This window comes from Shewanella sp. MSW, from assembly GCF_007636515.1.
In the GTDB taxonomy this organism is placed as follows: domain Bacteria; phylum Pseudomonadota; class Gammaproteobacteria; order Enterobacterales; family Shewanellaceae; genus Shewanella; species Shewanella indica.
In genome coordinates, this window is sequence record NZ_LVDR01000004.1 from 73,825 (window position 1) to 89,242 (window position 15,418).

Genomic DNA, 15,418 nt, shown 5'->3' on the forward strand with positions numbered 1-15,418 from the left:
CGCTCAGGATGGAATGATGAAAATGGATAACTCGAGTAAACCAAACCTTTGGGGGTTGGGTTGCGCTCTCCCCTTATTGTTTTTGTTGGCCTTTGTGGCCGAAGCCACCCCATGGGACGACAAGGATCCGACCGAGGTTGAAGCCATTCTGGATGCCAAGTTTGCTGAAGGAAAATATTCTCCCAAGGGTGCTGACAGCTGCCTGATGTGCCACAAAAAGAACCAGAAAGTGATGGCGCTTTTTGATGGTGTCCACGGCAACCCCAATGTTGCTCAATCTCCGATGGCCGATCTGCAATGCGAAGCCTGCCACGGCCCCATGGGAAAACACAACCGCGGTGGTAAGGAGCCGATGATCACCTTTGGTGCCGACTCGCCGGTACCGACCGACAAACAGAACAGCGTCTGCCTCAGTTGCCACCAGGATGAACAACGCCTGGGCTGGAGTGCCAGCCACCACGACACCGCCGGAGTCTCCTGTGCCAGCTGTCACCAAGTGCACACAGGCCAGGATCCCATCCAGAGCCGTGAAACCGAAGTCGCCGTTTGCAGCAGTTGTCACTCAGAGCAACGTGCCGACATTCACAAACGCTCCGCTCATCCGATACGCACAGAGCAGATGGTCTGCAGCGACTGCCACAATCCTCACGGCAGCTTGGGGGATGCCAGCTTGAAACAGATGACGGTCAACGAAAACTGTTACAGCTGCCACGCCGAGAAGCGTGGGCCCAAGCTGTGGGAACACGCTCCGGTTACAGACAACTGCGCCAGCTGTCACAACCCTCATGGCAGCGTCAACGAAGCCATGCTGCTGGCCAAACCGCCTCAGTTGTGTCAGCAGTGCCATGCCTCCGACGGCCATGCAGCCAGAGCCTACTTCCCGGCCAATGAGCAAACCGGCTTGATGCCCAACGCCTATAACGCCGGCAACTCCTGCCTGAACTGCCACACCCAGGTGCATGGTTCCAACCATCCATCCGGCAAACTCTTGCAGCGATAAGGAGCTGAGTATGGTTATCGAGAAACAGACACAGATGAAACTGTCACTGCTGGCGCTCACCATAGCCTGCGTGATGCAGCCTGCCTGGGCCGGTGGCTATTCGCTGCAACAGGTCAATCGCACCGAGCTTAAACAGGACAAGTGGAGTTGCGGCCAGTGCAAGTTGCCACAGGAAAGCCGCGGCACGCTTGAAGCCGGTGTGGCCTACAATGACGGCGACAATGCTGTGTTTGCCAATACTAGTGGCACAGATGCCGATGGCGCCACCGGGCACCTTGGCGGTGATGTCGTCTTTTATGGTGAGCGGGGTTACCGCACCCACATTGAAGCCGACAAACTGGGCTACGACACCGGCAGCGCTAGCCTGAGCATGGGAAGACCCGGCCAATTTGATATCCGTCTGGGTTATCGCGCCTTGGCCAACTTCGGCCCGGACAATGGCATGAGCCCCTATATTAATCAGGACAACAGACTGATGTTGCCGGACAACTGGCAAGCAGCAGCCCTCACTTCGCAAATGCCTGGGCTTTATGACAGCCTGACAAGTCAGCGACTGGAAATGAAGCGGGATCGCTTCACGCTGGATGCCCATTACCTGGGCAGCTTTTATAAGGCGGGGCTCAATTACCGTCACGAGCAACGCGATGGCACCCGCCAAACCAACGGCAACTTTCTTACCAACTCCATGGCATTGGCCACCCGAGTGGATGACAGTACCGACGAGCTTGAAGCCAAACTCTATTTCAAAGGAAAGGGCTGGCTGGCCGGATTCAATTCGACCCTGAGCCAATACAGTAACGACTATCAGGCACTCTATTGGGAAAACGCCTTCTTTCCCACATTCGGGGCCGCCTATAATGGCCAACTCGCCGACAATCCGGATAACAAGGCATTGAGAGTCGGCGCCGATCTGCAGTTATCCGAGGCCGGACATCAAATATTGATGCACACGGCATTCACCCGCATGACTCAGGATCAGGCGCTGTTACCGGCCACCATCAATGGTCCTTCACCTCAGTTGCCCGCAATCGATGGCGACATGCAGGTCGATGTGCTGGAACTCAAACTCAAGTATGCCGCTCGCCTCAGCAGAGGCTTGTCTGTTCGCGGTGGTTATGACTATCGCGACCGGGAAAACAAGACACAACTTAAAGAGTGGCCGCAGGTGAGCAGTGACAGCTGGCACCAGGGCAGCGCCACGCCCGCGGCCTATGACCACACCCGCCAAAGAGCCGATATCGCCTTCAACTACCGTTTTACCCGCGCCCTGTCTCTTGACGCAGGTTACGAGTATGAGCACCACAGCTATAGCGATCTGGCGCGCGAATCCCTGTTCCAATCCAGCGTGTTTGCCAAGCTGAACCTGCGTGCCAGCCGCGATTGGCAGTTGTGGTTCAAAGGTGAACTCAGTGAGCGCAGTGGCGGCAGTTATCAGACATCCGAGCTGAGCCAAAGCCCCAATAATCCTTGGATGCGTCAGTATTGGCTGGCGGATAGAAAACAAACCCTGTTGCGACTGCAAAACGATTACCGCTTCAGCGATGCCCTGTCGTTCAGCCTGGCGCTGAATCATAAGCAGCAGGACTACGATGAGACGCTTATCGGCCTGGATGAAGTCAGCAGTTGGGGCTACGGCCTCAGTGGCAACTATCAATTCTCAGCCCAGTTTGGCCTCAATGCCTGGCTCAATCAGGACTGGCAGGATACAGATCAAACCGGCTCAGCCTCTTTTGGCCCCAGCGGTTGGTACAGCCGTGCCAGCGACAGCAGCACAGTCGCCGGGTTCGGCATCTACTATAACGAATTGCTGGATAAACAACTGGATCTGGGCTTCGACTGGCAATATTCAAAAGGCGAAAGCGAGACGGATGTCAGCCAGGGGCTCACTCTGGATTACGGCGATTACTATTCACGTCGCCATACCTTCAACGCCTTTGCCAAGTATCACTTCAGCGACAAGATGGCATTGAGGCTGGATTGGTTGTTTGAACACTATCAGGACAGTGACTGGCTCAATCAGGGATTAACCCCGGATAGCATCCCCAACGTACTCAGCTTTGGAGATCTTGGCCAGGACTATAACGCCCACTATCTGGGGCTGACACTGAGTTACTCCCTATAAGAGCAAGAGGCGAAGAGCGATGTCAAAGGAATACACCCCAAAAACTCCCCTGTTTTACCTAGGCGCGCCCCTGCTGACCGCCATGTTGGCTCTCTCAGGTTGCGGTGGTGATGATGGCAACCCGGGAACCCCCGGCGAACCGGGCGGCGAACCGGCAATGAATATCAGTAAGCTCAATATTGAGGTCAAGGAAACGGCCCTCGAAGAGGGCATTACCCGGGTAGATTACCGGGTCACCAATCAGGATGATGAGCCGGTAGTAGGTATCCCCTCAGGACGCTTCATTGCCGCGCAGTTGTTGCCGGAAGGCAGCAGTGGGGCCGGCAACAGCAGTGAGTGGCAGTATTTCACTTCAGAGACCTGCTCCAGCAGCTGTCCGGGCACCTATGTTGACCATAAAAATGGCAACTACTCCTACAGTTTCAGTGCCCCTTTCGACGGTATGAATGAGATAGCTGAAATCACCGGCGCCACCCACAGAGTGGTGATCAAACTCGGTGGTGATACGCTGGCAGATGGCACCGCATTGCCGGTAACCAATGACCATTACGACTGGCAGCCACCTGCGGGTGCTCCGGCCTACAGCCGCAACATTGTCTCCATCGACACCTGTAACAGCTGTCACAATGACCTGGCGTTTCACGGCGGTAACTATAACCAGGTGGAAACCTGTGTCACCTGCCACAATGCCACTCGGGTTAGCAATCCGGAAAACATCTTCCCGCAAATGATCCATGCCAAGCACCTGGCAGGATTCCCCAAACCCTTGTCTGACTGTCAGACCTGTCATAAAGAGGACGAAACCCTCAGCGAACAACACAACTGGTTCCGGGTGCCAACTATGGAGTCCTGTGGCAGCTGTCATAACGATATCGACTTCGTCAAAGGCGAAGGTCACCCGGCGCAAGCGGATAACAGCAATTGTGTCGCCTGCCACAATCCGGATTGGACCCGTGAAGTCCACGCCAATCAGGAGAACCTGGCGGCCCTTGGGCAATTCAAGGCCGAGGTCACCAACGCCAGTGTCAGCGGCACCAGTTTGAGCTTCTCGCTCAAGCTGAGTAACCCGCAGACAGGTGCAGCCTATAACGACAGCGCCGACAAACAGATGTTTGTCAGCGATCTCAGGGTCTACGCCAACTGGGGCACCAGCTTTGATTACGCCACCCGCTCTGCCCGTTCAATTAGGGTACATGAAGTGGCGCCGCTGTCCGGCAGTAATGGTGTCTATCAGTATCAGTTGGATGGACTGACCATTCCCGCTGGCAGTGAAGCCGATGCAGGTACCCTGGCGATTCAGGGTCGCGTCTGTGCCAGCCAAGGCATGCTGGTCGACTGCAGTGACAACGCCGCCAGTGTGCTGGTTATCAAGTCGAGCCACCAGTCATTCAACATGGCCGGGCTCACCACGGCCGGGAGACGCCAGGTGGTCAGCAACGAAACCTGTGGCAGCTGTCATGGCGATCAGCAATTGAACTTCCACGGTGCTCGCAACGACTTGGCCGGTCAGTGTCAGCTGTGCCACAACCCCAATATGCAAGCCGATGCCACTGCTGCCAATCCATCAGCGAGCAGCGCCGACTTCAAACAGCTGATCCATGCGTTGCACTCGGCACGCTACGAAGGATTCGAGACGCTGCAGTTCCCGGGGAACATAGGCAACTGTGCTCACTGCCACAGCAAAGATGAAAATGGCGTGTTGAGTATGGCGCTGCCGCTCAAATCGGCGGTGCAACCCTTGAGCCTGAATGACGGCAGCTTCACCAGCCCCACGGCGGCAATCTGCAGTAACTGCCACCAGAGCGATGGTGCCCGCAACCATATGACACAACAAGGGGCCGTGTTCCAAGGCGCTGAAGCCGATGCCAAGGCAGGAACGGAAAGCTGCGCCACCTGTCATGGGCAGGGTGGCCTGGCCGATGTCACCAAGGTGCATCCTATCGCTCAGTAACAACAATAAGCCGCCCTTTAAGGGCGGCAATAACAGGAAAGAGCCGGTATTTAAACACTGGCTCAGTCGTGCAATCAAAGCAATGCAGGGAAATAATGATGAAAAGCTCAAGACTGGTTAAAGGGCATACCCGCCTGGCATTGGCCACTCTGATGTCGCTGACGCTGATGGCATGTGGCAGTGACGGCAAGGATGGCGAAGACGGTAAGGACGGCGTGATCGGAGTGAATATCGATGCCACTCCGACACTCAAGGTCAAGTTTACCGACGCCAAAGTGGAAGCAGGTAAGGTCACGGTCGACTTTATGTTGACCAACGCCAATGGTGTGGCAGTGCTGGGTCTGAACAAAGACTATGACCTCAGATTTGGTATCGCTCAGCTGACACATGTGACCGAAACCATAGGTGAAGGCGAAGAAGCCAGAGAAGCCGACTGGGGATTCCAATGGCAAGCCTATATCAATAGCCTCAAACAACCATCATCGGTTCCCGATGGGATGGACAACCTCAGTCCATCGCCTCAGTATCAGGCTGGAGTCGAAGCCGCCAGCGCCTGCGAGACCTGCCTGGTCGACAATGGTGACGGCAGTTATAGCTATAGTTATCAGGTCAATATTGCCGAAGTCACAGAGCCGCTGGCCATAGCTTATGATGCCGATGCCACTCAAAGGGCCACGCTGGAACTGAAACTGCCTCAAATTACCGCCAATGCCCATTATGATTGGCAACCGTCCAGCGGCAAGACAGAAGGCATTCAGACCCGCAATGTAGTCACCATAGATGCCTGTTACACCTGTCACCAACCGGACAGCCTGGAGCTGCACGGCGGACGGCGGATAGCGCTGGAAAACTGCGCCTCCTGCCATACTGCGACCTCAGGAGATCCTGAGTCGGGTAACAGCGTGGAGTTCACTTATTTGATCCACGCCATTCACCGCGGCGCAGAACGTCACACCTATGATGCCGACGGCAACGAAGTGCCGGCGCCATACAAGATTGTCGGTTATGGCGGCAGCGTCCACGACTATGGTGTGGTCGGCTTCCCCCGTAAACCGGCTTCAGACTGTAGCGTCTGTCACCAGGAAGGCAGTGGCGCTCCGGCCAATGCCGACCTATTCAAGGCCGAGAAAAGCAATACTGCCTGTGTCGCCTGTCACACGGAAAAACCTTCATCCCACCACTCCAGCACTGATTGTATGGCTTGCCACAACACTGACAATACCTATCACGGTACCGGCAGCGCAGCCAAACGCCACGGTGATGTGATGCAAGCTTACACTCTGGCGGCAGAGCTGAGCGTCAAGGTGTTGGAGGTCAGCAGCAACGCCGGCAAGATGACCTTTAAAGTGCAGGTGTTGGATAAAGACGGTAACGCCATGGAGCAAAGCTTTATCGATCAGAGCAGCCGTATGATAGTCGGCTGGGATATAGACAAGGACTACCCTGCCTATAACGAAGCCTCCTACAGCCAGCGCCGTATTCGTCTCAGTGAAGGCAGCTTTGACGCCACCAGCAAGAGCTATACTCTGACTCCGGCGTTTGATATGCCGGCAAGCCCGGATGGCAAGAGCTTTGAAATCTGGTCGGCACTGGAAGCCTGCTTCAATAACGGCGGTTATGGTGTTGCCGATATTCAACTGACGGACTGCGCAACCGATGGAGTTCGCTCTGTGGCTATCCAGCAGGAGCCCTACCGCTTTGTCTGGGGTAACAATGGTGTCGACAGCAGTATGGATGCCATGGCCCGCCGCGCCATCATAGATCCGACCAAGTGTCAGAGTTGTCATGGCAAGGAGATCCATCACTATGACAATGGCGTCAACTGCCAGACCTGTCATACACCTGATAAGACACTGCGAAATGACGCCGATTATCCCGGCGGAAAAATCCCTTCAAGCTTCGCCTGGAAGGCACACGAGCGTGAGGGCCACTTCCTCAAGTATGCAGGGCTTAAGTCCGGCACTGTGCTGAAAACCGATTGTGCCACCTGTCATGCCGAGTCTTCCGGCAGCGTCACAGGTATCACTCTGGGGCGGTCACCGGATCGCGTCTGGCGTTATGGTGACATCAGCAATGGCGGCGCGGATATCTGGGTTTCCTCAGATGCCGGCTCCTGTTTGAGCTGCCACCAACAGTACCTGAGTGATGCCGCCAAATCGCATATTCAGGCCAACGGCGGTATTCTGGATGGCATGGATGAAGCCGATGTCCGTAACCGTGCCAAAGAGGCCTGTGCCACCTGTCACACCCCGGCTCAGCTGATGAACGCACACGGCAATTAAACTCAACATTGCTACCAAAGGGAGGCTTTTGCCTCCCTTTTTTATGCAGCAAAATTCGTTAAAAACTCTTTCAAAAAACACGTTTTTTTGATCAGGATTAACTTTTTTTGATCTAGCGGTATACCCCTAAAGAAATAGTCGGATCTTAATCACATAACCCATCTAAAGTGACTGATTAATCCCCACCACTTGGGTAGCCTTGGCCTTGGAAAAATAATTCCACACACTTTCCATGGTTGATGAGATTTATTCTTATTTAACCTCTGGTTAGTGATGATTAAAATCACTTGCAGGGAAATATCATGATGAAACGGTTTAATTTCAATGCCGCGACGAAAGCGATGTTGGGTGCCGGTTTGCTGTCTCTGATGCTGGCCGGTTGTGGCAGCGACGGTTCAGATGGCGAACCAGGTAAGCCAGGTCCTGTCGGCACACCTATAAGCAAAGTCAACACGCTGAAATCCAAGATTAATTCCGCGTCTGTAGACACTAACGGCTTCCTGACAATCAACTTCAGCTTGTCTGATGCCAACGGCGCCGCCGTCTTTGGTCTGAAAAACACTGACATAGGTGCAGTCTCCTTCGGCCGTGTCGGCAGCGAAGATGAGATTGAAGGTCTGACCGATAAAGAAGGCCAAGCGAGAGAAATCTGGCTGAGCTACTTTAACAAAGACCAAGGTGATGGCTTCTACACTGGCTCTTCCTACTTCCAGGGTAAAAACTGTGAAGACTGTCTGACCGACAATCAGGACGGCACCTACACACTGAAACTGAACAAAGCCATAGATACTCTGGGTAAATACGACTACAAGGCCGACATGGTCAACGGTATTTATCTTGGCATCAAGACAGCCAATGCAGCCAACGTTAATCTGGTTAACAACAGTTTCTTCTACTGGCAACCCTCTTCCGATACTACTCAGGCCAAACCCAAGCCGATTATCGCCGATGAAACCTGCCAAAGCTGTCACAGACCCGGTCATGATGGCGCACTGGCTATGCACGGCGGCAAACACGTCACTCTGGAAAGCTGTACCTTCTGTCACACCGACTACAACAGCTACATGAAGGATGACAAGGACGAAAATGGCCAAGTGATCGGCAGCCACAAACTCGACGGCTCCATCAAGGGCATGGCACACGAAGTGCACAGTCATGCCTTCTACAACGGTATTTTCCCGCAATCAGCCAGCAACTGTCAGACCTGCCACCAACCAGATGAAAACCTGGCGATGGCCGATGCCTGGAAAGCCGACCAGGATTCCGCAACCTGTCTGAACTGTCACAACAGCCCATATGCCGTGCCTTCCTGGCACTGGGATGCAGAAAACAACCAGATTAAAGAAGACAAACTGAACTGTGTCTCCTGCCACAATGATCCTGATGGTGCCCGTGGTGCCGAGCGCGCTCACTACAGCAACAACGACAGTGCCCAGGCTGCCAAGACCCGCGTCATTTTCAATAGCATGACCTATGATGAGGCCAGCAAGACAATCACGGCCAATATGACGGTCAAACACGGCGACACCAATGTGACGCTGGCGCAGATAGACTCCAGCCCATATAAATATGGCGGTTTCACCAGCGCCATCGTCTTCAACGGCGTGGTCAAAGACGACTTCCTGGTTAATTACCAAAAAGTTGGCTATCGCTATTTCAGTGAAGGCGCCAACGGCAGCATAGATGTCACCTTCAGCGACGGCGACTTTAAAGTAGCCGAAGTCATGGGTACACCTGAGGTCAAAGTGGCCTTGAGCAGCCAGCTGCATGTCTGCTTCGATGGCAAAGGCGCTGTAGCCGACTGCGAGCCAATCGCAGACGGTGTTATCCCTAACTCCGGCCCTTACGTACCATCTGACACGGTTTACTTCAATCTGGATGGCAGCAAAGTCGACAAGACGCCAAGGGTGCAACATGCCGACATGACAGCTTGTCAGCAGTGTCACACTACTGCCATCAAGCACCGTTTCTCCAACGACATCGACGGTTGTGCCTCCTGCCATAACGGAACCAAAGACAAGAAGGGTGACGGCTCATCCAACCTGGCGTATATAGTGCACTCCAAGCACTACCTGTATGACAGCTCAGACAACGGCTTCTTCAAGAAGACAGACTGTCAGACCTGTCACGGTAAAGACGGCTTCTCACTGAAGAAAATTGCCGCCGATGCCGCTCCGGTTGCCTTCGGCAAGACTGACGATGGCACAGAACAGACTCTGGTATCACCACAGACTGCCGCCTGCGCCAGCTGTCACCAGCCGCCATACGGCCTGAGTGAAACCACTATCAACCACATAGTGACCAATGGTGGTGTGATAGGTACAGGCCACGGTGTAGCTGCAAGTGATTATGACGCCCAGAAAGGCCAAGAAGCCTGTTCTACCTGTCATACAGACTCCCAGCTGTTGGAAGCTCACTCCAACTGGGGCTTCAGCCACTAAAACTTAACCCTAAAGAGAGGCTGCGGCCTCTCTTTTTTTATCTGCCAAATTGTTAAAATCGAATTAAAAAACAGCGTTTTTTTGATCGAGATTAAGTTTTTCCTACCAGCTCAAATACCTCTTTATAAATAGAAAGATCCAAGTCACACATTAACACCAGTTATGCAGCTTTTCGGCCCTGCTTGAGTTAGCCTTTTCAAGGGGAAATCCTATTTCCGGTATCGGGTTAAGGGCCAATTACATAATCAATTTGGTTGACTCAAATCAACCACTCCCTAAACCAGATACTTCCACTATTGCAGGGAACAAGATGATGAACGCACAAAAAACCAGAATCGCACTGCTGCTGGCAGCCAGTGCAGCTACTCTGGCCTTAGGTGGCTGTGGTGGCGATGATGGCAACGATGGTAATCCAGGTAACCCAGGCGGCGAGCCGGCTGGCGAAATCAAAGCACTGCATTTCAGCTTTGAGCAGGCCGTTGTCAAAGACGGTATCCCAACGGTTGAATTTACCGTGACCAACGAAGACGATATGCCGGTAGTTGGCCTGCAGAAGTTCCGCTTCGCCGCCGCTCAGTTGCTGCCGGAAGGCGCAACCGGTGCCGGTAACGCCTCTCAGTGGCAGTATTTCGGCAACGAAGACTGCACTGTAAGCAGCAGCTGCGCAGGTACTTTCGTTGACCACAAAAACGGTAGCTACAGCTACACCTTCAGCAAGACACTCAATGAACTGAGTAAAGATAGCATCAGCTTCAACCCTGAGCTGGCTCAGCGGGTACTGCTGCGCGCTTACAACACACCACTGCCTGACGGCACTCTGATCCCCAACAGCAACGCCTTCGTCGACTTCAGTGCCAACTCAGGTGCTGCCGCATACAGCCGCATGCTGGTGAGTACTGATAGCTGTAATACCTGTCACGGTGACTTGGCCGACGTCAAACATAACGGTGGCTATCCTGACGTCAACTATTGCGCCACTTGCCACACTCCTGGTCGGGTTGGTGAAGGAAAAGAGTTCAATGCCCTTATTCACGCCAAGCACAAGGACCTGGGGCTGGATGCGCTTAACAGCTGCCAATCCTGTCACAACGACACCAATGTCGAGCTGACGCCCGATTGGGGCAACTGGTCCAAAGTGCCTACTGCTGCAAGTTGCGGTAGCTGCCACAGCAACATAGATTTTGCTGCAGGCCAAGGCCACAGCCAACAAACCGACAACTCCAACTGTATCGCCTGTCACAACAGCAAGTGGACAGAAGAACTGCATACAGGTGTAACCGCTGATAAGCGCGCCGTTATCGCTCAGCGCGGTCTGGCCGCCGAACTGACCGGCAGCGCCGACAACAGTGCCACTCTGACTGTGACCCTGTTGGACAAGGCCGGCAATGCGCTGGATGCCAACAAGGAACTTGCCAAGATCAAGCGTCTGGAAACCATCACCAACGTGGGCCCTAACTTCCCTGTCATGGGCTACAACGTCAGCCCTGGAAGCGGTAAAGCCAAGGTTGCCAAAGATCTGGTTAAAGACGGCCAGCTGCAGGACGCCGTGACTCTGGTTGACGGCAAGCTGCAATTCACCGTTCAGGATCTGCCTTTCGGTGCCGGTGATGCCGATACCGCCTTCAGCTTTATCGGTCTGGAAATGTGCAGCCAAGGCAGCGAGCTCATCGCCTGCGCCGATGGCGTTGCCACCACCAGCATGAAAGCTCAACTGGCCTTCGGTACCAAGTCAGGTGATGCACCTAGTCACCGTCATATCGACTCAGTGGACTTCGCTACCTGTCAGGGCTGTCACAGTGACACCTTCGAACTGCACAAAGGCCACCACTCAGGCTTTGTAATGACAGAACAGCTGGGCCGCGAAGTAAACGGCAAGCTCACCGTCGGTGTTGATGGCTGTGTGGCCTGTCATACTCCTGATGGTACATACGCCAGCGGTGCCAACAAAGGCGCATTGGAGATGAAACTGCACAAGACCCACATTGAAAAGGCTCACGGCCTGATCGGTGGCAACTGTTCAGCCTGTCACAACGACCTGAATCTTGATGCCTTCAAGAACAAAGGCGCTCTGGCCACCTCAGCAGGCAAGTACACCACGCCTATCACAGCTACCTGTACTTCTTGTCACACTGTCGGTGGCGACTACATGGTACACACCAAGGAGCAACTGGAAGCCTACGGCGCTGTGGTAGATGGTGATTACACCGCTGCCAACCAGGCTGCGCAGCTGGAAACCTGTTTCTACTGCCACAAGCCAACCGCCGCAGATCACACTCAGGTGAAGATGTAATTTGCCCAGGCCGGGGGAGTCCCCTCCCCCGTCTTTCAAGGGTTTGGACAAATTAAGGATGCCTAATATGAGAATCAGCAAAAATATACCAACACTGCTAAGCGCCCTCCTGGCGACGGCAGTGTTATCTTTTGGTATCACCCAGGTGGCTCACGCCTCCAAGTGGGACGCCAAAATGAGCCCGGAAGAAGTGGAAGCTACCTTGGATCAGAAGTTTGCCGAAGGCAGCTACTCTCCCAAGGGTGCCGACTCCTGTCTGATGTGCCACAAGAAATCAGAGAAAGTCATGGACCTGTTCAAAGGGGTTCACGGCGCCATCGACTCCAGCAAGAGTCCTATGGCCGGACTTCAGTGCGAAGCCTGTCACGGCCCTATGGGCAAACACAACCGTGGCGGTAACGAACCCATGATTACCTTCGGTAAGGGTTCAACCCTGGCGGCCGACAAGCAGAACAGCGTCTGTCTTTCCTGTCACCAGGATGACAAGCGTATGTCCTGGAACGGCGGTCACCATGACAATGCCGATGTCGCCTGTGCGTCTTGCCACAGCGTGCATACCGCCAAAGACCCAGTGCTCTCCAAGAACACTGAGATGGAAGTCTGTACCAGCTGTCACACCAAGCAAAAGGCTGATATGAACAAGCGTTCCAGCCATCCGCTGAAGTGGGCACAGATGGTGTGCAGCGACTGTCACAATCCTCACGGTAGCACCACAGACGCCGATCTGAACAAGGCATCAGTCAATGACACTTGTTACAGTTGCCATGCGGAGAAGCGCGGCCCAAAACTCTGGGAGCATGCACCCGTCACTGAGAATTGTGTCACTTGCCACAACCCACACGGCAGTGTTAACGATGGCATGCTGAAGACCCGTGCGCCGCAACTGTGTCAACAGTGTCACGCCAGCGATGGTCACGCCAGCCGTGCCTATCTGGGTAACACAGGCATGGGTTCTCAGGTCAACGACAACGCCTTTACCGGTGGTCGCAGTTGCCTGAACTGTCACAGCCAGATCCATGGTTCCAACCATCCATCCGGCAAGTTGTTCCAACGCTAAGGAGGCGGGAAGATGAAATTCAAACTTAATTTGATCACCCTGGCTCTGCTGGCTCCTGCCAGCCTGGCGATGGCCGCCGACGGTTATGACCTGGCCAATGCCAATACCGAAAAGGTTAAATTCTCGGCCTGGAGCTGTAAGGGTTGCGTCAGTGAAACCGGTGTATCCGGCACTATTGGCGCCGGAGTTGGCTATAACGACTCTGACGATATCCGTTCTGCCAACGCCTTTGCCGCCGAAGATGACTTTGCCGGCAAGGTGGACGCTGACCTGAGCTATCGCGGTGAAAACGGCTATCGAGCCAGTATCGAAGCCGATAACCTGGGGATGGAAAACGGCCGGGTCGATATCAATGCCGGTAAACTCGGGCAGTACAACATCAACCTGAACTACCGTCAGATCCACACCTATAAAACAGACTCAGCCATGAGCCCTTATCTGGGAGCAGGCAGCGGCAACCTGACACTGCCGGCTAACTGGCAGACAGCCGGTGGCAGCAGCGAAATGCCCATGCTGTATGACAGCCTGAGCCCACTGGAGCTGTCGCTCAAGCGCAAGCGCGCAGGCCTGGGTCTTGAATATCAGGGTGAGGAGCTGTGGAGCACCTATGTCACCTATATGCGCGAAGAAAAAACCGGCCTGAAAACTGCGTCCGGCAGCTTCTTCAACCAGTCAATGATGCTGGCCGAGCCTGTGGATTACACCACAGATACCGTCGAGGCAGGGATCAAACTCAAGGGTGACAACTGGTTTACCGCACTCAACTACAATGGTTCATTCTTCAAGAATGATATCCAGACCTTGAGATTCGACAACGCCTTCAACCCAACCTTTGGTGCCCAAAGGGCGGGCTATATGAGCCTGGATCCGGATAACGAGTCCCACACTGTGACCTTGAGCGGCCAATTTTCCCAGAAAGGCGCCGTGGTCAGCGGCCGTTTGTTTGCCGGACAGATGACCCAGGATGAAGCCTTTATCACCTCGGGTTACGGCTATCAATTGCCGCAGGAATCCCTGGACGGCAAGGTCGATATCCTGGGGATGAACCTCAAGGCGGTCAAACGCGCCACCCGCAATCTGCGGATCAGCGGCAGTTATGATTACTATGACAGGGACAACCAGACCCAGATCCAGGAATGGACCCAGATCAGTATCAATAACGTCAGTGGTCGTGTGGCCTACAACACCCCTTATGACAACACCAGTCACAAGGCCAAGTTGGCCATGGATTACCGGATTGCCAACGGCATGAAGTTGGACGCAGGTTATGACTACCGTCGTGATGAACGCAGCTATCAGGACAGGGAAATCACCGACGAGAACAGCGTTTGGGCCCGTTTCAGTCTCAACAGCTTTGAACACTGGAATATGTGGATCAAGGGCAGCTATGGCAAGCGCGATGGCTCAGAGTACGAAGCATCTGAGTGGACCTCTTCCGAGTCCAACAAGTTGCTGCGCAAGTACAATCTGGCCGACCGCAAGCGCACTCAGGTTGAAGCCAGGGTAACTCACAGCCCTACCGACACCCTGACCCTGGATTTCGGTGCCCGCTATGCGCTGGATGACTACAACAACACGGTTATCGGTCTGACTGAATCCAAAGACCTCAGCTATGACGCCAGTATCAGCTATTTGCTGACAGACGATCTCAGCCTGAGCGCCTTCTACAACCATCAGACCATAGACTCAGATCAGGCCGGCAGCAGCAACTTCAGCACTGTCACCTGGACAGGAACCGTGGAAGACAAGGTAGATGTCATAGGGGCCGGTTTGGCCTACGACAACCTGCTGGAGAAGAAACTGCGTCTGGGGCTGGATTACACCTACTCTGACTCGGATTCCAGCACTCAGGTACGCCAAGGCATCACAGGCGACTATGGCGATTACTATGCCAAAGTGCACAACGTCAACCTCTATGCCCAGTATCAGGCTACTGAGAAAATGGCGCTGCGTCTTGACTACAAGATGGAGAAATACGAGGACAACGACGCAGGTAACGATATCGCCCCGGATGGTATCTGGAACCTGGTCAGCTTTGGTGACAACAGCCATGACTACACAGCTCACCTGATCATGTTGAGCGTCAACTACCGTCTGTAATTCTCACTCTTAACGTTCAAAAGCCCGCTTTCGCGGGCTTTTTTATCTCTTCCCGCCTTCACCTCAAACCAACAAGCATTCGGTAAAATTCCTCTTGCCAGCGGCCCTTTTTGCAGCTTACACTGCAAGCGTTACATTTTTGCAACAAATATAACAATTAAGATTATATGACCTG

Annotated in this window: 8 protein-coding genes; all 8 read left to right on the forward strand. The window is 54.0% G+C overall.

The window, feature by feature from the left end:
- Positions 1-16 precede the first annotated feature (16 nt).
- The 8 genes from AYI96_RS05175 (at position 17) to AYI96_RS05210 (ending at position 15,243) form a co-directional block, all read left to right on the forward strand.
- Positions 17-1,000: a DmsE family decaheme c-type cytochrome gene (locus AYI96_RS05175; RefSeq protein WP_039033877.1), complete on the forward strand. Its 984-nt coding sequence runs from the start codon at positions 17-19 to the stop codon at positions 998-1,000.
- A 10-nt stretch (positions 1,001-1,010) separates the two neighbouring features.
- Positions 1,011-3,122, forward strand: a complete 2,112-nt coding sequence (locus AYI96_RS05180) for an MtrB/PioB family decaheme-associated outer membrane protein (RefSeq protein ID WP_039033876.1) — start codon at positions 1,011-1,013, stop codon at positions 3,120-3,122.
- A 19-nt stretch (positions 3,123-3,141) separates the two neighbouring features.
- Complete coding sequence (locus tag AYI96_RS05185) at positions 3,142-5,073, forward strand: OmcA/MtrC family decaheme c-type cytochrome (RefSeq protein WP_071476461.1); 1,932 nt, start codon at positions 3,142-3,144, stop codon at positions 5,071-5,073.
- A gap of 95 nt (positions 5,074-5,168) precedes the next feature.
- Complete coding sequence (locus tag AYI96_RS05190) at positions 5,169-7,355, forward strand: OmcA/MtrC family decaheme c-type cytochrome (protein ID WP_162206702.1); 2,187 nt, start codon at positions 5,169-5,171, stop codon at positions 7,353-7,355.
- Between the two features lie 302 nt (positions 7,356-7,657).
- Positions 7,658-9,796: an OmcA/MtrC family decaheme c-type cytochrome gene (locus AYI96_RS05195; protein ID WP_144361126.1), complete on the forward strand. Its 2,139-nt coding sequence runs from the start codon at positions 7,658-7,660 to the stop codon at positions 9,794-9,796.
- Between the two features lie 310 nt (positions 9,797-10,106).
- Positions 10,107-12,086 carry an OmcA/MtrC family decaheme c-type cytochrome gene (locus tag AYI96_RS05200; protein ID WP_144361127.1) on the forward strand — a complete coding sequence of 660 codons (1,980 nt, stop codon included), beginning with the start codon at positions 10,107-10,109 and terminating at the stop codon, positions 12,084-12,086.
- A gap of 58 nt (positions 12,087-12,144) precedes the next feature.
- Positions 12,145-13,143, forward strand: a complete 999-nt coding sequence (locus tag AYI96_RS05205; RefSeq protein ID WP_039033873.1) for a DmsE family decaheme c-type cytochrome — start codon at positions 12,145-12,147, stop codon at positions 13,141-13,143.
- A 12-nt stretch (positions 13,144-13,155) separates the two neighbouring features.
- Positions 13,156-15,243 carry an MtrB/PioB family decaheme-associated outer membrane protein gene (locus tag AYI96_RS05210; protein WP_039033872.1) on the forward strand — a complete coding sequence of 696 codons (2,088 nt, stop codon included), beginning with the start codon at positions 13,156-13,158 and terminating at the stop codon, positions 15,241-15,243.
- Positions 15,244-15,418 lie beyond the last annotated feature (175 nt).